Genomic DNA, 22,443 nt, shown 5'->3' on the forward strand with positions numbered 1-22,443 from the left:
CAGGCGGCCGGCCTCGCCCCATCATCAGGCCGTCATGAGGCGTCACGCACAAGTCGGGACAAATACGGCTCGCGGTGGCAACTTCCCGCGGCCGGCCGGCAAACTGCCGCGTTGCGCGAGGCGATACGCTTTGGCATAAAACCCGGACCGGTTACGCCATTGGGCGATGGCGGCCGGCCCGTGGGACGTTATGAAGAACGGCCTTTATTCGATTCACGTGACCCTGCTCGATGGTCGAGTCGGCAAGGGTAGCGGCGTGATCCTTTTTCGCGACGGCAAGATTCTTGGCGGCGATGCCTATCTCTATTACACCGGCAGCTACGTGGTGAAGGACGACACCACCTTCAAAGGCGAAGTGCTGGTGCAACGGCACACCTCGCCGCGGGGCGACGATAATCCGCTGTTCGGCGGTCCTGCCCCGGTCGGCATCGGTGTCAGCGGGACCTACACGGATACCCGCGCGGAGATGACAGGCACGGCGCTGGTCGGCAAGGCCAGCCTGATCTTCGGCGCAACGCTGCATAAGCTCGCTGACGTCGACTAGCTATTCCGCAGCCTGTTCCAGCGGCGCCACGCGCGGCAGGATGATCTGGATGCGCGTGCCGCTGCCCGGTTCGGAATCGAGATCGAGCCGCCCGCCGAGCCGATTGGTGACGATGCTGTAGACGATGTGCAATCCGAGACCGGTGCCACCCTGGTCGCGTCGCGTCGTGAAGAACGGATCGAAGGCTCGGCGACGAACGTCGAGCGACATGCCACAACCATTGTCGGAGAAGATGATCTCGACATTGTCCTTGCCGGACTCCCGCACCTGGATGTCGATCGTCCCCGGCCGGCCGTCCGGGAAGGCGTGCGCCACCGAGTTGAGAAACAGATTGGTGAGCACCTGGCCGTACGGACCCGGATAGCTGTTCATGGTGAGATCGGGTTGGCACTCGACATTGAGCGTCAGATTGTGCTTGCGCAAGCCCGGTCGCAGGCTCAGCACCACCTGCTCGGTGAGGTCGCCGAGATCGAAAGTGCGCTGGTCCGAATAGTTGCGGTCGGCGGCGACCTGCTTGAACGACTGGATCAGCTCGGCGGCGCGGTTGAGATTGGAGACGAGCTGCGAGGACGCATCGCGGCTGGTGCTGAGGAAATCGTTGAGCGTGGAGCGGCGGAGCTCGCCACGCTCGACCTCGGCGGTGAATATCGCGGTCTTGCGCTCCAGCGCGGAGGCGACAGTGAGGCTGATGCCGACGGGGTTGTTGACCTCGTGCGCGACGCCGGCAACGAGGCGCCCGAGCGCGGCGAGCTTCTCGGCCTCGATCAGCGAGGCCTGTGTCTCGCGCAGATTGCGCAGCGCCGTCTCGGCGGCTTCCTTGGCCTTGCGCATCTCCTGCTCGCCGCGCTTGCGCTCGCCGATGTCGAGCGCGACGGTCACGATCCGCTCGATCTCGCCCTCGACATCGAGCAGCGGCAGCTTGTTGACCAGCCATTGCCGCATGTTGCCGGCGGCGTCCTTGTACTCCTCCTCGTAAAAGCCGAGCCCCTTGCGAAGCTGGAGCACGCGTTTGTCGTTCTCGTCGGTCTTGGCCGCGCCATAGCGCGACATCAGATCCGCCGTGGTGCGGCCGAGCGCGTCGCCGGGCTCGATGCCGAAGATGCCCGCCATGTAGCGGTTCATCAGCACGTAGCGCAGGTCGCGGTCCTTGACGTTGATCACCGCGGGCACGGTGTCGATGACCTGCTGGAGCAGGCGCCGGCCTTCGGCAATGGCGTCTTCCGCCCGCTTCTGATCGGTAATGTCGCGCAGCGTGCCCTCATAGCGGACGATGTTGCCCGCTTCGTCCCGCACGCCGGTGGCGCTGTCGGAGAGCCACAGGATGTCGCCGCTGCGCTGGCGCACCTGATACTCGAATTCGCGCACCATGCCGTCGCGCGCCATCAGCCGCTGGTATTCGGCGCGTGCCTCGGGATGAACGTAGATGGTGTGGGCGATGTCGCTGATGCAGTCGATCAGCTGCTGCGGGCTGTCGTAGCCCATCATTCGCGCCAGCGCCGGATTGGCGTTGAGGAGATCGCCGGCCGGCGTCGTCACATAGATGCCGTCGATCGAGCCCTCGAACAGTTTTCGGTAGCTCTCTTCGGCGAGGCGCTGCTCGGTGAGCGCGCGCACCGCCGCCTCGCGCGCCGTGTCCGCCTCCTCCAGCGCGCGGCGGAATACTTCCGCGGCACGCGCGATGTCGCCGATCTCATTGTCGAGGTCGGCAGACGGGATCGAGGTGTTCTTCTGGCCCGCCGCAAGCGCGCGAATGGAGCGTGCGATCTGGGCGAGCGGACGAACCGTCCGCCGCACCACGAAGCCGGCCGCGAGAATGCCGATCAGGACGCCGATGGTGCCGAGCACGATGCTCTGCCATCGCGCTTCCGTCAGCGTCCGGGCAAAGTCGCGCGACAGCACGTGGCCGCGCCGGTCGCTGACTTCGCGCAGGAGCTCGGTGACGCGGCCGATCAGCCGGCCCTCGGTTCCCAGCACCTCGCGGTCGATGTCGGCGATCTGCCGCTCGCGGACGGCCACGGCCATGATGGCCTCGGCATAGTCGTTCACCGCCGATCTCAACCTGGCATCGGCAATGTTCAGTGCCCGCATGTTCTGGGCGGCCTGCTCCGCCGCGGACGGGTTGCGCGCGAGCAGCCCGAGCGCGATGCGGCTCTGCGCCTCCGACAGGCGCGAGGCCAGCTCACGGTCGGCGGTGCCGGAGACGGCCACATCGAACTGGTCGCGCAGCGGCGGCAGGCCGGCCAGCAGCTGGGCGCGGCGGTCGATCAGGGTCGAGATCCGCTCGAGGCCGGTCCGATAGGTCGCCAGGCGCTCAGTGACCCCGTCGATCATGTCCTGCTGCTCGGGCGCGAGCTCGATGCGGGTCTTCTTCAGGATGTCGCTGAGCGTGGAGGCCGCCTCGCCTACCTGCTTGAACTGGATGCCGGCGCCGGGATCGGTGACGAAGTCGCGCGCGGCGAGGCGCAATTCGTTCATGCGGCGGTCGATGTCCTCGGCGAGGTCGCCGACGCTCTGGAGCCGCTGCAGCTCGGCGAAGGTCGTGTCGATGTGCCGGATCGCGATCACGCTCGCGGTCGAGGTGACGATGATCACCGCCAGCACGAGCAGAAAGCTGCCGAAGGTGAGCTGGCCGATGGAGAGCGAGAAGGTTCGCTTTTTCTCAGGGATCGGCGTCAATTCGGCGGACATTGGGCTTCGAGGACCGGGATATTGGAGGCCCAATATACGACGTATTGTACCCTTGGGGAAACATGCCACGGGCCGCCGAATATCCTTAATATTGTGCGCCTGCCGCTTGGTCCGCCTTGCCTTTATGGCGATTTCACAATGGCCGGCCGCCTGGCCGGGATGGTCATGGCGGCGACCCCGAGGACGACGCAGGCCAGCCCGGCCCACGCCGTCCGGCTCAGGCTCTCGCCGAGGAAGACGACGCTGATGGCGACTCCAATGGGCACACGGAGATAGGCCTGCGCGGTGGTGCCGACCGAGCCCAGGGTCTGGATCAGGCGGAAGTAGATCGCAAACGCCGCAGCCGTCGAGAACACGGCGAGCGCGAGCAACGCCAGCACGGAGCTGAGCGAGGGCGAGAGCGTCCAGGGTTGCTCGACCATTAGCGAGGCCGGGATCAGGACGGCGGCCCCGGCCAGCAGCGAGCCGGCGGCTGGCGCCATGGGGTCGAGGCCCCCAAAGCTGCGGCCGAAAATCGCGGCGCAGGCGTAGCAGATGGTGGCAGCGACGATGGCGGCCTCTGCGAGGAGGCCGCTGCCAACGTCGTGGAAGGCATCGACGCCGACGATCAGCAGGATGCCGGCCATCCCCGCCGCGACGCCGAACAATTTTCGCGGGGCGTCGCCTCATGGCGGGTGACGCCGGCGGTGAGCAGGAAGGTGAAGATCGGTGCGGCCGAGTTGAGGATGGTGGCGAGCGCGGCATCGATATGGCGCTCGCCCCAGGCGATCAGCGTCCAGGGGATGACGCTGTTGAGTACGGCCTGGAAGGCGAAGCGCCGCCACGTCGCGCCATCCGTCGGCATCCTGACGCCACGCGCCCCCATGACGACGAGCAGCAGCAGGCCGGCGATCGTGGTTCGCGCCGCAATCAGCGTGATCGGAGGAATGGTGGCGACGCCGAGCTTGATGAAAGTGTAGGAGCCGCCCCACAGCGTTGCGAGCGCAACCAGCAGCGCCAGTTCGACGGCGATGTTGGTGTCCTGTCTGGTGTCCATCGCCCGCTCCGTCCCACGATGGACGGAACCTAGCGCGGCCGCGGCCCTCAATACTTCGCTCGGCGTCGAAGTGTATTAGCCCAGCGCCCCGACCTCGAACACCTCACCGTCATAGCCGGCCTCGCGGGGGATGCGGAGCTGGCGGCCGGTTTGGGTCTTGGTCATGACCGGCATCACGGTGATGATGGATAGGCTGCGGGCATGGTCCAGGGCCGCGTCCACGCTGCCCTGTTTGGCGAGGCGGATCAGATTGCGCGTGGTCGGGAACGGCAGCTTGAAGCGGCCGCTTTCGCCGCCCTCCACCGCCTCGCGCGGCGAAACCCAGATCGAGTCCGTCGACTCTCGGCCGTCATGGGCGCCGAGTTGATCGGGCGGCGCGGCCGCAAGGAAGAACCAGGTGTCGAAACGCTTGGGCATGCCTTCCGGCGTGATCCAGTGGGCGTACGGCACCAGCGTGTCGAGCGCGAGCTGGAGGTCGTTGTCGGCGAGAATGTTCAGGAAGCTGACCTTGTGCTCGTTGAGCGCGACGCGATGCGCGTCTGCGATCTCGCCGGCACGACTGGCATCGACTGGCGCCCCCGTCGCCTTCGACCGCGCCAGCAGGATGCCGCTTTCCTCAAAAGTCTCGCGGATCGCGGCGATGCGAAAACCGCGGTCCGCTTCGCCCAAGCCTTCGCCGCCTGAATACAGGTCCGAGCGGGCGACGATCTCCTTGTCGCCAGCATCGACGCTGCCGCCGGGAAACACCAGCGCACCCGAATTGAACTCGATCTGATGATGGCGGACCATCATGAAGACCTCGATCTCGCCGCGGCCCTTGCCGTCGGCCTGCGTCCCATCGCGCAGCAGAAGGATCGTCGAGGCCGGGCGTGATGCTGCGATCTCAGCCATTCAACTAGCCTGCGGCGCTGGATTGCGGGCCGAGATTGGCGCGCTTGTCGAAACGGGCAACGCGCGACAGCAGGTACTCGACCTCCGCCTTCGCTGTCGCCGTGATCGTCGCGCCCGGCTTGCGCTGCGCGCTGGAGGCGATGATGCCGCGCTTCTGCAGGACGTATTTGCGTATGGTCAGGCCGACGCCAGGCTGCTGCTCGTAGCGGATCAGCGGCAGATGCGCGTCGAACAGATCATGCGCGGCATCGCGCTTGCCGGCCTTGGAGAGGTTGACGACGTCGATCAAAAGCTCCGGGAACGCATAGCCGGTCATGGCGCCGTCGGCGCCGCGCTCCATCTCGAAGTCCAGGAAGGTGCCGCCATTCCCGCATAGGATCGACAGCGGCCGGAGCGAGCCATCCTTCTGGAAGCCGCGGAGCGTCGTGATCTTCTCCAGTCCCGGCCAGTCCTCGTGCTTGAGCATCACGCAGTTCGGATTGTCCATGACGATCTTGCGGATCACGGCAGGGGTGAACACGACCTGCAAGGTGAGCGGATAGTCCTGGAGCACCCAGGGCACATCCGGACCGATCGCCTCGGCCGCCTGCTTGAAATAGCCGACGATCTGGTCGTCGGTGCGAAGCGAGGGCGGCGGCGCGATCATCACGCCAGCCGCGCCGGCATCCATGGAGGCCTTGGCCAGCGAGCGCATGGTGGCAAAGCCCGGCGCGGAGACGCCGACGATCACCTGCATCTTCTTGGCGCGCTTGACGTAGCGCACCGCCACCTGCTCGGCTTCAGCGGCATCCAACTTCGGCGCCTCGCCGAGAATGCCCAGCACCGTGACGCCGTCGCAACCGACCTCCTCGTAGAAATCGGTCAGGCGGTCGATCGAGCGCTCGTCGATCCGGCCGTCGTCGTGGAACGGCGTCGGCGCGATTGCAAAAGTGCCCTTGGCGTCGGCGGTGAGTTTCATCGTCTTTCCTTGTCTCTCTCTTCGTCATTCCGGGATGGCCCGAAGGGACAGGCCCGGAATCCATAACCACAAGTCGGGGTTATGGATTCCGGGCTCGCGACTTCGTCGCGCCCCGGAATGACAGTGTAGCTAAAACCGCCGCGCGCCCATCTTGATCTGCTCCTCGGAGAAGAAGATCTCCTTGGCATGATCGGCGATGTCCTGGGCCTTCCAGCCCGTGTGCGGCGGTTTCCAGCCTTCCATTTCCATCATCCGCATTTCGCGCACGCCGCGGGGCCCGGACACGCCCAGCACCTTGCCGGTCTGGTCGCCCGACAAGTCGCTGACCATGTATAGCACGGCCGGCGCGATGCCGTCCGGCCCCAGCGCCGCCCCCGGGTTCTCCTTATAGCGGGGCAGGTCTGCGGTCATGCGGGTCAGCGCGCCCGGGGCCAGAGTCCAGATCCGAATGTTGTACTTGCGGCCCTCGATCGCCAGCACATTGGAGAGGCCCCAGATGCCGCCCTTGGCTGCGCCGTAATTGGTCTGGCCGAAATTGCCGATCAGCCCTGATGTCGAGGAGGTGTTGACGATGACGCCGCCGCCGTTTTCCCGCATCCAGCGAAACACCGGCATGGTGCAACAAAAGGTGCCCTTCAGATGGACCTTGATGACCTTGTCCCAGTCGGCCTCGGAGGCCTTGTGAAAGGTCTGGTCACGCAGGATACCGGCATTGTTGACCAGGATGTCGGCGCGGCCGAAATGCTTGATGGCGTCGTCGAACACCGACTGGCCGCCCTCCATGGTGGAGATGTCGGCGCCGTTGGCGACGGCCTTGCCGCCGTCGGCCTTGATCGCGTCCACGACCTGCTGCGCCATCGACGTGTCGGCGCCGGAGCCGTCACGGGGCCCGCCGAGGTCGTTGACCACGACCGATGCCCCTTCCCGCGCGAACAGCTTCGCATAGGCCTCACCGAGCCCCCCGCCCGCACCGGTGATCAGCGCAACCTTGCCGTCGAGTAGTCCCATGGTGGCTTCTCCCTGTTTTCTTGTTCTTTCGTGTCCCGGACACGATGCAGCGTGAAACGCTGCGTCGCAGAGCCGGGACCCAGTTCTTTGCGACGTATGCTGGGCCCCGGCTCTGCGGCGCACCGCTGAAGAAGCGCTGCGCTGCGTCCGGGGCGCGAGACCGATCTAACCCAGCACCGTCTTGCCGTTCTTGATCACGGTGACGCCGCGCGACTTCACCTTGGCTTCGAACGAGATCACGTCACCGTCCTTCCAGAGGTCCATGGTCACGGTCTCGCCGGGATAGACCGGCGACGAGAACCGCGCGACGTGCTGGCGGAACGCGCTCGCATCGTAATCGGCATAAGTCTGGAGCACGCCGCGGCAGGTGATGCCGTAGGTGCACATGCCGTGCAGGATCGGGCGCGGGAAGCCGGCCTTCTTGGCGAACTCGGGATCGGAGTGCAGCGGATTGCGGTCGCCGCAGAGGCGGTAGACCAGCGCCTGGTCGGGGCGCGTGGTGATGTCGATGGTCCTGTCGGGGCTGCGCGACGGGATCTTGTGAGGATCGGGCTGGGTCAGGTTCGGCCCGCCAAAGCCGCCGTCACCGCGGGCGAAGCGCGAGGCGACGAGTGTCGCGAGCTTCTCGCCCTTCTCGTTCTTCAGCACGGTCTGGTGAACGATGACGACGCCCTTGTCCTTGCCCTTGTCGTAGACCTCGAGCACCGAGGAGTCCGCGGTGATGTTGGCGGCGACCGGCAGCGGCTGGTGGAAGGTGATGTCGCGTTCGCCGTCGACCACCATGACGCGGTTGAGGTTCATCTCGCCCGGCCCCGAGCCCCACGCCGCAACGGACGCGAAGGTCGGCACCACCTTGAGCGGCCGCGGCGTGAACGTGCCCTCGTTGACGAAGGCGAGCTCGTTCTCGTCCATGGGATCGGCGCCGAGCCCGATGCCATAGGCGTAGAGCATCACCTCGCGATCGGTGTAGGCGTATTTCTGGCCGAGGTTTTTGAGGCCTTTGAGCTCTTCGTATCTGGCGGACATTTTTCTGGTTTCCTCTGGTTCTCATCCTCATGGTGAGGAGGCGCTCTTGCGCCGTCTCGAACCATGAGGATGCCCGAAACGCTTCTTGCTGTGGCCATCCTTCGAGACGCTTGCTTCGCAAGCTCCTCAGGATGAGGACCGTCTACGCCACCGTAAAGAACGGCAGCGGCGCGCCGTCGGTCGGCTTGAACACCACCTTCACCTTCTGGCCGATCTTCAGCGTCGTGAGATCGCAGTCGACGAAATTGGTCTGCACCGACGGCCCCTCCTTCAGCGTGACGTAGCCGATGGCGTAAGGACCGGTCGGCGACTTCCGCATCAGGCTCCAGGTGTAGATCGTGCCCTCGCCCGAGGCTTTCTCCCACACCGTCTTGTCGGAGTAGCAGAACGGGCAGATCGAGCGCGGGAAGTAATGCGCCTCGCCGCACGCCGTGCAGCGCTTGATCATGAACTTGCCCTGCTTGGCCGCGTCCCAGAACGCGGCGGTCTCGGGGTTGGTCACCGGGGCCGGATATTTCTTCGTCTCGCTCATCACACGCGCTCCAGAATGGCCGTCGAGGCGGCGTGGCGAACTCCCAAAAGGCCGCCGGTGCCGTGGGCGACGGCGAGGTCGCAATTCCTAACCTGCACCTTCGGATGCGCCTCTCCGCGCAGCTGGCGTACAGCCTCGAGGATCTTGGTCATGCCGCCGCGGTTGACGGGATGGTTGCTGCAGAGGCCGCCGCCGTCGGTGTTGAACGGCAGCTTGCCGACGCCCGAGATCAGATTGCCGTCGGCGACGAACTTGCCGCCCTCGCCCTTCTTGCAGAAGCCGAGGTCCTCGAGCTGCATCAGCACCGTGATGGTGAAGCTGTCGTAGATCGAGGCGTATTTGATATCCTTCGGCGTGATGCCGGCTTCCTCGAACGCACGCGGGCCGGACCAGATGCCGGCGGAATAAGTGAGGTCGAGATCCTTGCCGCCGCGCGGACCCTTCATGGCCTCGCCATGGCCGATCAGGCGCACGAGCGGCTTCTTCAGGCTCTTCGCAATCTCCGGCGTCGTCACGATCAGCGCGCCGCCGCCGTCGGAGACGACGCAGCAATCCATGCGATGCAGCGGATCGGAGATCATCGGCGAGTTCAGCACGTCCTCGACGGTGACGACGTCCTTGAGCATCGCATGCGGATTGTATTGCGCGTGATGCGAGGCCGCGACCTTGATCCAGGCGAGCTGCTCCGAGGTGGTGCCGTAGTCGTGCATATGGCGCATGGCACACATGCCATAGGCATTGTGCGTGGTCGCGCCGTAAGCGGACTCGAAATCGACCTCGGCGCCGGCCGCGCGCGGCGGCATCACGCCGGTGCGCGGCTTGCCGGCCAGCGTGATCAGCGCGATCGAGCACTTGCCCGCGGCGATCGCCTCGGCGGCATGGCCGAGATGGATGATGTAGGAGCAGCCACCGGTCTCGGTGGAATCGACATGGCGGAGTTTCTTGGTGTTGAGGCCGAGATAATCGACCATCGGCCAAGCGCCGCCGGGCGCATCGCCCGCGCAGAAATAGCCGTCGACATCGTCCTTGCTGATCCCGGCATCCTCGATCGCGCCCTTGGCGACCTCGGCGTGGAGCTGGGCGGTGGATTTGTCCGGCGCATGCCGGGTCGGGTGTTCGTAGATCCCGGCAATGTAGGCCTTGCCCTTGATGGTCAAAACAGTCTCCGCTCGCGTTTCTTCTTGGCTCTTTTTTCTGAACCGCACTGGCCTGATTGGCAAGCGCGGAAATATTCCGCCCCGCGAGAGGGCAGCGGGTGAGCGCAAGTGGGCGATGCTCTCGTGTCCCGGACGCGCTGCAACGCCTTAGCGTTGCTGCGCAGAGCCGGGACCCAAGCGGCCGCGCACATCGTTGCGACATGGGCCCCGGCTCTGCAGCGCACCGCTAAGAGGCGCTGCGCTGCGTCCGGGGCACGAGAGCCTTGAGACACGCCCACGCATCCTCGCGGCGGTTCTCGCCCGAGCTTTGCTTCCGTCTTGCTCCCTCTCGAAACAGAGGGCGCAGGGAAGACCGGGTGCCGGCTGGGCACCCACGGTCCGCTGTGCGCGAAATGACGTCAGGACCACACGATTTTGCCGTACGCAGGACCGCGCCTGTCGTATGCACGAGACGATTGCCCGTGCGACGCAGCCCGCGTCCACCGCTGCCCATCCCGCGTTTCGTGACGATCGCGATACGCCCCTCTGAGGGGGATGAGGTGGCAGCGCGATACGACAATTCCGAATTTCGGTAAAGTGGAATGTTTTTGCCCGTGGGCATTGACCCACGGCGTGGGTGTTTTGCCCAGCGGACGACGCTAGGGATGGTGTGGTAGCTGTCGTAGGGTGGGCAAAGGCGCAACGCGCCGTGCCCACTATTCGCCGAGATCAGTCCGGAAGACCTGGGCACGCTTCGCTTTGCCCACCCTACGAGATTACTGGCTCATCGTGGTGAGATGATGAGCACGCCGCTTTGCGCCTTGTCCCACCTTACGCGCTCGGCCGTGCGCGATAGCGGAGCGCGATCACCCCGGCCAGGAGCAGGCCGAAGGCCAGAAAAACCGCGCCTGCCTTCACGCCGATACCATCCTGGTACTGGTGTTCGGCTGCGTCGTCGACGATCAGAGGCCGCGCATCAGGCCTGCCGGGAAGATATCGGATCCTGGCTTGGCGGACGGTCTGGACGCCGTTGCGCGTGATCTGCCCCCAGAAGGCCGGGCTGATATGGGTCGGCCCATAGGTCCGCCGCTGTCCGTTTCCATCGGTCCACGCCAGGGTGACGAGATAGCTCGGCGCCTCGCCGGCCTTGTTCACTTCACCGTAGGCGCGCGTGAGATCAGCGGTCGCTTCATCGCCGTGTTCGAGAATTTCATTCAACGTCCTTTGCTCGGCATAGGAGTTGACCATCATGTACCCGCCGAACACGACCATCGCGATCGCGAGCACCGCGAGGCTGAACGGAACGGGACGCCGCGATCCGGGGGCGGCTGAGGTACGCCCCGGCCCGCGTCCATGCGCCGACCATGTCTGCCACCCGATCACGAGCGCCAGGAGCACGGCGCAAATTCCTGTGCCTCCCAGCATGAACTTGAACATGGATCGGACATGGTTCAGGTGGTCGCCGAGATCCTCGACAATCACAGGAAGCGACGAATCATCGTCGATAACCTCAATGGGGATCGTCAGCAGCCTGACCTGATTGCCGACCATGATCCGGGCCGCATAGGCGGCGCTGACCGCAATGCCCTTGTGTTCGCGCTGAACGCCGTCCTTCCCGGTCCATTGCAGTCCGACCGCCAAACTCTCGTCGACATAGCGGGGCCAGACTCCGTCGAAGACGAACGGAAACCGAGACGAGATGATTGCGGCGGACGTGATCTTGCCCGTGGTGGCATAGCCGTCACGCATGACGTATTCGATGGAACGCTGATTCCAGTACATCCCCAACGACGCCAACACGCCGACGACCAGAAACACGATCAGCCCATTGCGCAATGACATCGATCGCCGCCCTGCATGGCGCACGACCGCATCAACCGGCGCGCTGCCTCACCATCGAAGGTTGTTGATATCGCAGCGCCACAACTGATGTCAAACGCGCATCGCGCGGAGTTTATAGGCAGGCAAAGCGACTTGTTCGCCGTAGCTCGGAGAGCGAAGGCGGAAGCTACCCATGTCTTTGGTGCATACCCGACGAGATGGCGGGCACGACACTTTGCGCCTTTGCCCACCCTACGAAAGCGCCCTACTCCGCCGCGATCTGCCGCGGTGCCGACGGCGGGCTCGCGAGGTCGGCAGCGAGCTGGGCGTAGCGGGCTTTGGCATCGGCCACCGCCTTCTCCTTCACCGGGCCGTAGCCGCGGATGCGGTCGGGCAGTGAGAGCAACTCGACCGCGGTGTCGATCGTAACAGGTGACAGCAGGCCGAGCACGGTGGCGACGTCCTTCTCGTAGCCGGCGATCAGGTCGCGCTCGAGCTTGCGGTCGGCGCTGCGACCGAAGATGTCGAACGGGGTGCCGCGCAGGAATTTGAACTTTGCCAGCACGCGGAGCACGTTCAGCATCCACGGGCCGAAGGCGCGCTTCTTGGGGCGGCCGAGCGCGTCGACGCCGCTCGCCAGGATCGGCGGCGCGAGGTTGAAGTTGAACTTGAAATCGCCCTCGAACTGGTCGCGAAGCTGCTGCTCGAAGGCGCCGTCGGTGTAGAGCCGCGCGACTTCGTATTCGTCCTTGTAGGCCAGCAGTTTGGCGTAATTCACCGCGACCGCACGGGGCAGCGCATCGCCATAGGCGCCCTTCACCGCGGCGTCGCGGACCTGGTCGACCAGCTTGCGGTAGCGTTTGGCCAGACGGTTGTTCTGAAAGGCGGTCAGATGCTTGGCGCGATGCTCTATGACCTCGTCGAGGCTCATTGCATCCAGGGTCTTGGGCGCAACAACTTCGTCCGTGCCCTTCAGCATGTCGGCGAGACGCTTGGGATCGGCGACCGCGAGGCGGCCGAGGCGGAAGGCCTCCTTGTTCATCTTGATCGAGACGCCGTTGACCTCAATGGCCTTCTCGATCGCTTCCGCCGACAGCGGGAACAGCCCCTTCTGATAGGCATAGCCCATCATCATCATGTTGGTGGCGATAGCATCGCCGAGCAGCTGCTCGGCCGGCTTGGTGAAATCGAAGAACACGGAGTCCTTGTGCAGCGCCGTCTCCAGCACCGCGTTCAGCTTGCGGGTCTGGAAGTTGAAGTCGCGGTTGAGCACGAAGTCGGCGGTCGGGATCACGTGGCTGTTGATGATGCCGCGCGTGCGGCTGGAGTCGCAGAGCGAGATCGTGTCCTTGGCGACTGCGACCACCTCGTCCGCGGCAAGCACCAGATCGGCCGTGCCGGTGACGATGCGCGAGCAGGTCACCTCCGCCGGATGATCCGACAGGCGGACGTGGCTGAGCACCGCCCCGCCCTTTTGTGCGAGGCCGGACATGTCGAGGATCATCGAGGCCTTGCCCTCGATATGGGCGGCCATGCCGAGCAGCGCGCCGATGGTGAGCACGCCGGTGCCGCCGACGCCGCCGACCGCAATGTTGTAAGGCTTGTCGAGCGTCGGGCGCGACGCGGGCTCGGGAAGTTCGCCGATGTCGGCGAGCTCCGCCGGCGCACGGTGGCGCGGCTTGCCGCCGTCCACGGTGACGAAGGACGGGCAGAAGCCTTTCAGGCAGGAATAATCCTTGTTGCAGGAGGACTGGTTGATGGCGCGCTTGCGGCCGAACTCGGTCTCCAACGGCTCGACCGAGATGCAGTTCGACTGCACCGAACAGTCGCCGCAGCCTTCGCAGACGGCCGGATTGATCATGACGCGGCGCGCCGGATCCTCCATCAGCCCGCGCTTGCGGCGGCGGCGCTTCTCGGCCGCGCAGGTCTGCACGAACACGATCGCCGAGGTGCCTTTGAACTCGCGGCACATCTTCATGACGTTGTCGAGCTCGTCGCGGTGATACTTCTTCACGCCGGGCGCGATGGTATCGGCCGGATAGGAGTCAGGTGCCTCCGAGACCAGGTAGATCTCGCGGATGCCTTCGGCGTGGAGTTGGTGCGTGATCTGCTGCGGCGAAAGATCGCCGTCGTGGCGCTGGCCGCCGGTCATAGCCACCGCGTCGTTGTAGAGGATCTTGTAGGTGATGTTGGCCTTGGAGGCGACCGCCTGGCGGATTGCGAGAATGCCCGAGTGGAAGTAGGTGCCGTCGCCGAGATTGGCGAAGATGTGGTTCTCGTTGGTGAACGGCGCGATGCCGACCCACGGCACGCCCTCGCCGCCCATATGGGTAAAGGTCTCGGTCGAGCGGTCCATCCACAGCGCCATGAAGTGGCAGCCGATGCCGGCGAGCGCGCGGCTGCCTTCGGGGACTTTCGTCGAGGTGTTGTGGGGGCAGCCGGAGCAGAAATACGGGGTGCGGGAGACGGGTGCGACCGCCTGCATCTGGGTCGCCTGGCGGCCGTTGAACCAGTCGGCCTTGACGCGGAGCATCTCCGCAATTTCAGGATTGAGATTAAGCCTGAGAAGTCGCTCGGTGAGCGAGGTCGCGAGCGAGGCGACGCTGAGCTCAGCGGCGAAGGTCAGGAAGCGCTTGTCGTGCTCGTCCATCTTGCCGACGATGCGCGGACGGACGTCATCGCGCCAGTTGAACAGTACCTGCTTGACCTGGTTCTCGACGATCTCGCGGCGCTCCTCGACGATGAAGATCTCTTCGAGACCGACGGCGAATTCATGCACGCCTTCCGGCTCCAGCGGCCAGGGCATCCCAATCTTGTAGAGGCGCATGCCGATCTTGGCCGCGACCTCCTCGGTGATCCCGAGCTCGCGCAGCGCCTGGCGGACGTCCTCATAGCTCTTGCCCGACGCCATGATGCCGAAGCGGGCATTCGGCGAGTCCATGGTGACGCGGTTGACCCTGTTGGCGCGCGCAAAGGCGATGGCGGCAAAGCCCTTGTAGTCCTGCAGCCGGCGGTCCTGCTCGAAACGGTCGTCGGGCCAACGCAAATTGAGGCCGCCGGGTGGCAGCTCGAAATCGGCGGGGATGATGAAGGGCTTCATCTCGTCCGTGAGGTCGATCTCCGCGGTGGTCTCCACCGTCTCCGTGATCACCTTCATGCCGACCCAGCAGCCGGAATAGCGCGACATCGCGATGCCGAGCAGGCCCATCTCGATCATCTCGTGGATGCTCGAGGGATAGAGATAGGGCATCAGCGCCGACATGAAGGCGTGGTCGGACTGATGCGGGACGGTGGAGGATTTTGCACCGTGGTCGTCACCGGCGAGGCACAGCACGCCGCCGTTCTTGGCCGAGCCTGCGGCATTGCCGTGGCGGAACACGTCGCCGCAGCGGTCGACGCCGGGGCCCTTGCCGTACCAGATGCCGACCACGCCGTCATATTTGGCGCCGGGCGAGAGGTTGAGCTGCTGCGAGCCCCACACCGCGGTGGCCGCCAGATCCTCGTTCACGCCGGGCTGGAACTTGATGTTGTACTGTTCGAGATGCTTGCGGGCGGCAAAGAGCTGCTGGTCGTAGCCGCCGAGCGGCGAGCCGCGATAGCCGGAGATGAAGCCCGCGGTATTCAGTCCCGCCGCGCGGTCGCGCCGGATCTGGGCCATGGGCAGGCGGACCAGGGCCTGGATGCCCGTGGTGAAGACGTGCCCGGTTTCCTGGGTGTATTTTTGATCGAGACTGATCGGACCCTGGTTGATGCCCATGCTGTCCTCGCTACCGCCCTGTTCCGGTCATGCCGACTTAAGCCGTTGCCTTCCCGTTATTTTTAGCTAGGGCGCGCCGACCAATTGCGCCACTCTATGTCGGATATTTCACGATCCGCATCACAAATCTGGACCAAAGGGAGCGCCGGGTAAAAATCGCAATTTCGTGGCCTGAAACACGCTGGGCATTTTCAATTTGTGTCACCATACCCCCACTGTGGCGAAATGAATTGACGTCCCGCCGACGTCGGTGAGGTCGATTGGTCGCAGGAGAAGCTTTGGATGCGGACGATTCTGACTGGCTTGGCTGTTGCGGGCTTGGCGTTGTGCAGTGCGGTTGGAAGCGCAGCCTGCGCCGCCGAGCCGTCGCCGGAGCTGATCGCCTACGGCAAGACGCTGGTCGAGGCCGGCGGCTGCGCGGGCTGCCACACTGCTGATCCGGCAAAGCCCTTCGCCGGCGGCAAGCGCATCGACACGCCCTTCGGTGCGATCTATGCGCCCAACCTGACCCCGGACCGCGACACCGGGATCGGCGCCTGGACGGACGCCGACTTCGTGCGCGCGGTGCGCACCGGCGTCGCGCCTGACGGCTCGAACTATTACCCGGCCTTCCCCTATCCCTACTTCACGAGAATGACGAAGGACGACACGCTGGCGATCCGCGCCTATCTCGGCACGCTCGCGCCTGTCGTGAGCCGCAACAAGCCGCCGGAGCTGCACTGGCCGTTCGGCTATCGCGGCCTGATGCGGGTCTGGAACGCCGTGTATTTCAAGCCCGGCCTATTCGAGCCGGACCAGAGCAAGAGCGCGGCCTGGAACAGAGGCGGTTACCTCGTCACCGGGCTCGGTCATTGCGGTGCCTGTCATACGCCGAAGAACTATTTTGGCGCGGACAGGGACGCGCAGGCACTGTCGGGCAATGAGGTCGCGGGCTGGTTTGCTCCCCGGCTCGATGGCGCCGCGCGCACGGGACTGAAATCGTGGAGCGAGGCGGAGATCACGGAGTATCTGCAGAGCGGACGCAACGCCAGGAGCCATGCCGGCGGACCGATGGCGGAAGTCATCGTCAACTCGACCTCCAGGATGAGCGAAACCGATATGCGCGCGATCGCGGTTTACTTGAAGAGCCTGCCGCCAGCCCGGCGCGAGGCCATCGTGACGCCGCCTGACGACGCCGAGATGAAGGCCGGCCAGGCCGTCTACGCAAAACTCTGTATCGCCTGCCATGAGGCCGACGGCACAGGTGCCCCGCGCATCTATCCGCCGCTGCCGGGCAATGCGCTGCTGCAATCCAACAATCCGTCCTCCACCTTGCGCATCATGCTCGACGGCGCCCACACCGTGACCACGCCGCGTGCACCCAACACCGGCGAGATGCCGGGCTATGCCAAGCAATTGTCCAATGAGGAGATCGCGGCAGTGACGAACTACATCCGCAATTCCTGGGGCAATGCGGGGCTGCTGGTGACGCCGGCGCAGGTCGCGAAGGCAAGGAAGGAGCCTTAGTCGCCTGTCGTCGTGGATAGAGCTGCGCGCTTGCTGACGAGGAAGAGCCCTACCGCTCCTCATCCCCCGTGAACACGAATTTCGGCATCTCCCATTTGTAGCGCACCGCCAGCAGGCGGAAGCTGATGCCGAGTGCGAAGGTCAAGACGGTCGAGAGCTCGGCGTTGAGCTTGAGGCTGAATGCGGTGGCGTAGAACAGGCCCGTCACCACCGAGACGCTGGCGTAAAGCTCGGAGCGGAACAGCAGCGGCACGTCGTTGCAGAGCACGTCGCGCAACACGCCGCCAGCGCAGCCAGTCACCATGCCCGAGACGATGACGATCGGCAGCGAGGCGCCCATCTGCCAGGCGACGTCGCAGCCCGCCATGGTGAAGACGACGAGCCCGATGGCATCGAGCACGATGAAGGCGACTTTCAGCCGGTGCACGAGACGCGCGAACAGGATGGTGAGGAAGGCGGCACCGCCGGCCAGCGCGAGATAGATCGGGTTGGCAACCCAGACCAGCGGATAGTGCCCAAGGAAGAGATCGCGCAACGTGCCGCCGCCGAGCGCCGTGATGCAGCCGAGGAAGCAGACCCCTAACCAGTCCATGCTGCGCCGCCCCGCAGCCAGCGCGGCCGTCATACCCTGCGCGGCCAAGGCGACCAACGACAGCACATGCAGCACCGTATCGCTCGGCGGCAGGTTCCACATTCGCTTTGTTCCCTCCCGCTTGACGATGGAACCTACGCTGGGGTTCGCGTCCGAACAGGTTCCCGATTCCCGCCACGAGGGCAACATGCGACGAAAGCATTAGGGAGCGCGGAACAGAATCTCGCATCCACGGGTTGTCCGGGCGTCATAACCGAGGAGACCCAATCGATGGCTGACGACCGTTTTCCCAACGATCCGTACCGCCCGAACCTCGCCGACGATGAGTACCTTCGCGCGGCGCGCCGGGATGCCGACCTTCAGGCCGATCCCGAGCTTGGCGAAGGCCCCGCTTCCAGCGGCAAGATTGCGCTGTTCGCCGTTGCGATTGCACTGGTGCTGGGTGCCGTGTTCTACGGCCTGAACAATACCAGCACGACCAATCAGGCCAGCAACCCACCGACCTCGCAGACCGCACAGACGCAGCCCACCAATCCGGCCGCGCCTCCCGGCATGCGTGACGTGACGCCACGCACCAACACCGGACCGGGCGTGACCACGGGCGCGGCGCCGAGCAAGCCGGCCCCGGATACCCAGGCGCCGTCTGACGGCGCGAAGTAACAGGCGACCGTCTTCGCTTCACGCACAACTGTCATCGCCCGGCCTGATCGGGCGACCCAGTACTCCGAGACAGTCGTGATTGAATCGAAAGGCCGCGGCGTACTGGATGGCCCGCCTGCGCGGGGCACGACACGGAGAGGATGAGAGAGCGGCGGACTCATGTCTCTCCGCTCTTCGTTTCCTGAGTTGTCGTTCGCTCAGCTGAACATCTTGTTGAGCTCGCCGCCGGGATAAGAGTTGCCGAGCTCGGTGAAAGTGCCCTTCTCCGCCATCTCTTTCGCCGCGCGCATGAAGCCGCCCCAGGCGGCGCGGGCAAGCGAGCCGCCGACGCTGATCCGGCGTACGCCGAGGTCGGCGGCTTCCTGCAACGACAGGCCGGGCGCACCGATCAACAGGTTGAACGGCTTTGGTGCGACCGCCTTCACCACGGCGCTGATGTCCTCGCGGGACTTCAGGCCCGGCGCATAAAGGCAGTCCGCGCCGGCGTCGGCATAAGCGGTGAGCCGGTCGATAACCAGCTTGAGATCGGTCACGCCCCACAAATAGGCTTCGCAGCGGCCGACCAGCAACGTGCCGCTGTCGCCGATCGCCTTGCGCGATGCCTTGATGCGCTCGACCGCGAGCGCGCGCTCGTAGATCGGATTGTCCTTGTCGCCGGTGGAATCCTCGATCGACAGGCCGGCAACGCCGGTGCGCACGCAGCGCTCGACATTGTCTGCGACCCTGTCCGGCTCGACCGCAAAGCCGCCCTCGAAATCGGCGTTGACGGGGATGTCGACGGCCGAGCTCAATGCTGCCAGATGCTGACAGACGTCCTCGACCGTGACGTGATTGTCGGCCTTGCCGATGGTCCAGGCAAAGCCCGCGCTCGACGAGGCGATCGCCTTGAAACCGAGATGCTGCAATGCCTTGGCGCTGCCGACGTCGACCGGATTGGGCAGGATGAAGCACCCGCTCTCGTGCATCTGCTTGAACGTGGCGCGCTTGTCCGCCGTCGTGACGTGCATGTTTCTTCTCCCTTGTTGGCCGCGCACAGATAGGCGCGCTCACACGGCAGCGCCAGAGCGCGCCGGGCAGCACCAGAGCGCGCCGGGCAGCGCTAGTGCGCGTCGTGCACCGCCCGGCTGTCCTTCGGCGCCTGCTCGCGATCATTCATGCTGTAGTCCCTGACGACACTGGCGATGCGCAAATGATAATCGGCGAAAATCTTTGCGCGGCCCTTGGCCTGGGTGCGGCGGTGCTCCATCGTGTTGCGCCAGGCCGCAACGGCCGCCTCGTCCCGCCAGAACGACACCGACAGGATCTTGCCCTTCTCGGTCAGGCTCTCGAAGCGCTCGACCGAGATGAAGCCGTCGATGGTTTGCAGGATCGGCTTCAGGTCGGCTGCGAGGTCGAAATAATCCTGGCGGTGTTCCGGCTTGGGCCAGACCTCGAAGATCACGGCGATCATGGGCATCTCCTGCTGCTATTTGGCCTACAATACCACTTAAGAGACCACTTATAAGACCACTTGGCGCAGGAAGGTGCGCTCTTCGGCGAGGATGAATTTGTGGTCCTCGGCGAAATGGAAATTGGCCATGCCTTCGGCATCCTGCCGCAGCCGGGCGCGATAGGCTTCATAGGCGGCGAGACTCTCGAAGGAGATCAGCGCAAACGCAATGTTGTTGGTGCCCTCGTGCGGCATGAAATAGCCGATCAGATCACCACCGCATTTGGGGATGATGGTGAGCCAGCGTCTCGAATATTCCTCGAACTGCGCGCGCTTGAAGGGATCGAGCTGGTAGCGGATGAAGACGGTGACGGACATGGCGGACTCCCAATTTTCCTGCGAAAGGCTCAAGCAACACCGTCGCCGCTGAAGCATCTGGATCGCTTCGCGTCGCTCGCAATGACGTGTTTGCAGAAGCACGCTACAGCCTTGCCCGACCACGATGCTTCGGCTAACATCGAAGCATGAAATCAGGACCCGACATCGCCATGGTCGCTTCGCTGGTCGGCGACCCCGCCCGCGCCAACATGCTCACCGCGCTGATGAACGGCCGCGCGCTGACCGCGAGCGAGCTGGCGCAGGAGGCCGGCATCACGCCACAGACTGCGAGCTCACATCTGGCAAAGCTCGAGGCCGGCGGCCTGGTCGAGCCGGAGAAGCAGGGCCGCCACCGCTATTATCGCCTCACCGACGACGACGTCGCCGGCGTGCTCGAAGGCCTCGCCGGTCTTGCGGCGCGCACCGGCCATATGCGGGTGCGCACCGGGCCAAAGGATCCGGCGTTGCGGCGCGCGCGGATCTGCTACGACCATCTCGCCGGCGATCTCGGCGTGCAGATGCTCGATTCCTTGCGCGAGCGGAATCTGGTCAGGCAGAAGAAGCAGGATATCGAGCTGACGGCCGAGGGCGAGCGCTTTCTCGCCAAACATCTGCAGATCTCGCCCGACATGCTCGCCCATCCGCGCCGCCCGGTCTGCAAGGCCTGCCTCGACTGGAGCGAGCGGCGGCATCACCTCGCCGGCACGCTGGGCGCCGCCATGATGCAGCGCTTCGCCGAGTTGAAATGGGCGGCACGCGACGCCACCCCCGGCAGCCGCGTCGTGAACTTCACCCGCACCGGCGAGAAGCAGTTTGCCGCGCTGTTCGGCAACGGAAAGGACTGACCGCGCGCTCGCAGCGGCATGGGAGCTGCAGGCCATCCATACGGCATTTTGCACGACCTGGGCGCGCGCCTCGTCCTTCGAGACGACCGCTTCGCGGTCTCCTCAGGATGAGGCTAAGTAGCATCGGTGATCGTTGAAATCACCGCAGCACACTCGGTCCTCATCCTGAGGGCCCTCCAACGGCGGGCGTCTCGAAGGATGGCCGCACAGAAATTGCCCCATATGTAACGGCCCAATGTGGAGCCGGTGCTGGATGTTTCCGGCCGCCAGCGCCAGCTTCTGTCGTGCCAGGCCGCATGCGGGGAACGTTCATACCGCATTCAGGTCATGATTGGCAGGTTGGGAACGCGCCGTGCCGATGTGTTGCAAGATTTGACATGTCGAATCGCGTCTTTTGATTCATTGTGCGCCGCGAGCGCCGCCCCCCAAAGATTTGCCCCAAGGACAAGAAGGAAGATCAAATGAAATACCTGTTCGCCGCTGCCATGCTTGCCAGCGCGGTCGTCGGTTTCAGCGAGGCGGCCAGCGCCGCTGAGGGCTGCGGCCCCGGTTTCTATCGCGGTCGCTATGGCAATTGCCGCCCGATGCGCGGCGCGGTCGTGGTGCGCCCCGGCCCCGTGGTGGTGGCTCCGCCGGTTGTCGTCGTGCCCCGTGCGCGCGTGTGCCCCTACGGCTTCCACTGGTACGCCGGCCGCTGCCGCCCGTTCTGATCTCTTCGCATCGCAAGATGGCCGCGCGGGATTAGCCTGCGCGGCCATTTTCATTTCGGGGGCGCTGGCGGCTATTCGTCCGCCACGAAAAATTGGAGCACCTCGGAATCGAAACGGGGACCGCCGGCTGCGATCCCCGTCCAATTCACTCGCTGCGGCGAGCTTACCAGTAATGGCGGCGGTGCCAGCGCCGGTAATGCCGGCGCCAATGACGGCGTCGCCAGCCCCAGTGGCGGTGATAGCCATGCCAGTGCACCTGCTCGGGCGTCAGCTTGGCGGCTTCCTCGGTGCTGGTGACGGCCGGATGAGCGTCGGGATTGCCTTGCGGCATGCGAGCGGGATCACCGAGCGGCTGCGGTGACAGCGGCGCGGCCTGCGCGGTCGCGGCGAAGGCGGCGGCGCCCGCCGTCAGTCCCAATGCAAGTCTCAAAAAGTTCCGGCGCTCCATGACTTCTTCCTCTTCGATCATCGTGCCCGTGATGCAGAGGAAGTGTCGCGGCCACGACATGAACCAAGGCTGAATCCTGTGTTCAGATTCGCTGCGAAGCGACGGTTCGATGTGCTCTACGTCGAAAACTCCTGCGTCAGCACCATCGTCTCGCGCGAGCGCTTTACCTCCGGCCAGTCGCGGTTGAAATCGGCGACGAGCTTTTACAGCGCGTTACCTTTCAGCATCGCCACGAGCTTGGCCTCGTCGTCGAACTGATACATCGCCTGGTGCAGCGAGGGATCGTCGAGGCTCCAGAACCGCGACGCCTTGCTCACACCGAATGCCTTCACGGCGTCGGGCAGATGTTCCGTCTCGTACCATCTGTCGAACGCGGCGCGCTTTTCGGCATCGGAGACGGCGGCGCGGACGACGAAGAAGGCTGACGGCATCGGGTTTCCTCCTGTTGCTTGGCGCGAGACTAACCGCTCAAGTCGCC

Annotated in this window: 19 protein-coding genes and 2 pseudogenes; 5 read left to right on the forward strand and 16 right to left on the reverse strand. The window is 64.9% G+C overall.

What is annotated here, in order from left to right; all coding sequences use genetic code 11:
* Window positions 1–190: 190 nt before the first annotated feature.
* Window positions 191–544, forward strand: a complete 354-nt coding sequence (locus XH84_RS37090) for a GrlR family regulatory protein (protein ID WP_164936279.1) — start codon at window positions 191–193, stop codon at window positions 542–544.
* Here XH84_RS37090 and XH84_RS37095 read toward each other — a convergent pair whose 3' ends face one another.
* The 10 genes and pseudogenes from XH84_RS37095 to XH84_RS37140 all read right to left on the reverse strand — a co-directional run bounded on the left by XH84_RS37095 (window position 545) and on the right by XH84_RS37140 (window position 15,397).
* On the reverse strand, window positions 545–3,232 hold the full coding sequence (locus tag XH84_RS37095; RefSeq protein WP_128919658.1) for a PAS domain S-box protein: 2,688 nt from the start codon (window positions 3,230–3,232) through the stop codon (window positions 545–547).
* Between the two features lie 122 nt (window positions 3,233–3,354).
* Window positions 3,355–4,268, reverse strand: a pseudogene (locus XH84_RS37100) (DMT family transporter).
* 75 nt (window positions 4,269–4,343) lie between these two features.
* Window positions 4,344–5,159 carry an NUDIX hydrolase gene (locus tag XH84_RS37105; RefSeq protein WP_128919657.1) on the reverse strand — a complete coding sequence of 272 codons (816 nt, stop codon included), beginning with the start codon at window positions 5,157–5,159 and terminating at the stop codon, window positions 4,344–4,346.
* Window positions 5,160–5,163: 4 nt separating this feature from the next.
* The gene (locus XH84_RS37110; protein ID WP_128919656.1) at window positions 5,164–6,117 is read right to left on the reverse strand and encodes a dihydrodipicolinate synthase family protein; all 954 of its coding nucleotides are present in this window, start codon (window positions 6,115–6,117) and stop codon (window positions 5,164–5,166) included.
* A 129-nt stretch (window positions 6,118–6,246) separates the two neighbouring features.
* Window positions 6,247–7,125, reverse strand: coding sequence for an SDR family oxidoreductase (locus XH84_RS37115; RefSeq protein ID WP_128919655.1), 879 nt, complete (start codon window positions 7,123–7,125; stop codon window positions 6,247–6,249).
* A gap of 165 nt (window positions 7,126–7,290) precedes the next feature.
* Window positions 7,291–8,151, reverse strand: coding sequence for a MaoC family dehydratase (locus XH84_RS37120; RefSeq protein ID WP_128919654.1), 861 nt, complete (start codon window positions 8,149–8,151; stop codon window positions 7,291–7,293).
* Between the two features lie 142 nt (window positions 8,152–8,293).
* Window positions 8,294–8,683: a Zn-ribbon domain-containing OB-fold protein gene (locus XH84_RS37125; protein WP_128919653.1), complete on the reverse strand. Its 390-nt coding sequence runs from the start codon at window positions 8,681–8,683 to the stop codon at window positions 8,294–8,296.
* The gene (locus tag XH84_RS37130) at window positions 8,683–9,840 is read right to left on the reverse strand and encodes a thiolase domain-containing protein (RefSeq protein WP_128919652.1); all 1,158 of its coding nucleotides are present in this window, start codon (window positions 9,838–9,840) and stop codon (window positions 8,683–8,685) included. The genes XH84_RS37125 and XH84_RS37130 overlap by 1 nt, the downstream gene beginning before the upstream one ends.
* Window positions 9,841–10,650: 810 nt before the next feature.
* The gene (locus XH84_RS37135) at window positions 10,651–11,661 is read right to left on the reverse strand and encodes a hypothetical protein (protein WP_245471994.1); all 1,011 of its coding nucleotides are present in this window, start codon (window positions 11,659–11,661) and stop codon (window positions 10,651–10,653) included.
* Between the two features lie 244 nt (window positions 11,662–11,905).
* The gene (locus tag XH84_RS37140) at window positions 11,906–15,397 is read right to left on the reverse strand and encodes an indolepyruvate ferredoxin oxidoreductase family protein (protein ID WP_128919650.1); all 3,492 of its coding nucleotides are present in this window, start codon (window positions 15,395–15,397) and stop codon (window positions 11,906–11,908) included.
* A gap of 282 nt (window positions 15,398–15,679) precedes the next feature.
* Here XH84_RS37140 and XH84_RS37145 point away from each other — a divergent pair, with 282 nt between their 5' ends.
* The gene (locus XH84_RS37145) at window positions 15,680–16,903 is read left to right on the forward strand and encodes a c-type cytochrome (RefSeq protein WP_128919649.1); all 1,224 of its coding nucleotides are present in this window, start codon (window positions 15,680–15,682) and stop codon (window positions 16,901–16,903) included.
* 49 nt (window positions 16,904–16,952) lie between these two features.
* Here the strand turns inward: XH84_RS37145 and XH84_RS37150 are convergent, their stop codons facing one another.
* Entirely contained in the window at window positions 16,953–17,597 is a 645-nt protein-coding gene (locus XH84_RS37150; protein WP_128919648.1) for a trimeric intracellular cation channel family protein, read from the reverse strand.
* Between the two features lie 168 nt (window positions 17,598–17,765).
* On the opposite strand from XH84_RS37150, the gene XH84_RS37155 reads away from it, so the two are divergent.
* A complete protein-coding gene (locus XH84_RS37155; protein WP_128919647.1) occupies window positions 17,766–18,155 on the forward strand; it encodes a hypothetical protein in 390 nt (129 codons plus the stop codon).
* Window positions 18,156–18,352: 197 nt separating this feature from the next.
* Here XH84_RS37155 and XH84_RS37165 read toward each other — a convergent pair whose 3' ends face one another.
* From XH84_RS37165 to XH84_RS37175, 3 genes are all read right to left on the reverse strand, one after another.
* The gene (locus tag XH84_RS37165) at window positions 18,353–19,162 is read right to left on the reverse strand and encodes an isocitrate lyase/PEP mutase family protein (protein WP_128919646.1); all 810 of its coding nucleotides are present in this window, start codon (window positions 19,160–19,162) and stop codon (window positions 18,353–18,355) included.
* A gap of 92 nt (window positions 19,163–19,254) precedes the next feature.
* Window positions 19,255–19,605 (reverse strand): antibiotic biosynthesis monooxygenase family protein, encoded by a 351-nt coding sequence (locus tag XH84_RS37170; protein ID WP_128919645.1) that lies wholly within the window; start codon window positions 19,603–19,605, stop codon window positions 19,255–19,257.
* Window positions 19,606–19,653: 48 nt separating this feature from the next.
* Window positions 19,654–19,962 (reverse strand): NIPSNAP family protein, encoded by a 309-nt coding sequence (locus tag XH84_RS37175; RefSeq protein ID WP_128919644.1) that lies wholly within the window; start codon window positions 19,960–19,962, stop codon window positions 19,654–19,656.
* 146 nt (window positions 19,963–20,108) lie between these two features.
* Between XH84_RS37175 and XH84_RS37180 the strand changes: the two genes are divergently transcribed.
* Complete coding sequence (locus tag XH84_RS37180) at window positions 20,109–20,807, forward strand: winged helix-turn-helix domain-containing protein (protein WP_128919643.1); 699 nt, start codon at window positions 20,109–20,111, stop codon at window positions 20,805–20,807.
* Between the two features lie 461 nt (window positions 20,808–21,268).
* Window positions 21,269–21,517 carry a GCG_CRPN prefix-to-repeats domain-containing protein gene (locus XH84_RS37185; RefSeq protein ID WP_128919642.1) on the forward strand — a complete coding sequence of 83 codons (249 nt, stop codon included), beginning with the start codon at window positions 21,269–21,271 and terminating at the stop codon, window positions 21,515–21,517.
* 163 nt (window positions 21,518–21,680) lie between these two features.
* Here XH84_RS37185 and XH84_RS37190 read toward each other — a convergent pair whose 3' ends face one another.
* Both XH84_RS37190 and XH84_RS37195 read right to left on the reverse strand, forming a co-directional pair.
* Entirely contained in the window at window positions 21,681–21,965 is a 285-nt protein-coding gene (locus XH84_RS37190) for a twin-arginine translocation signal domain-containing protein (protein ID WP_128919685.1), read from the reverse strand.
* A 116-nt stretch (window positions 21,966–22,081) separates the two neighbouring features.
* Window positions 22,082–22,396: pseudogene (locus XH84_RS37195) on the reverse strand (hypothetical protein).
* Window positions 22,397–22,443 lie beyond the last annotated feature (47 nt).

The sequence above is a fragment of the Bradyrhizobium nanningense genome, assembly GCF_004114535.1.
GTDB lineage: Bacteria > Pseudomonadota > Alphaproteobacteria > Rhizobiales > Xanthobacteraceae > Bradyrhizobium > Bradyrhizobium nanningense.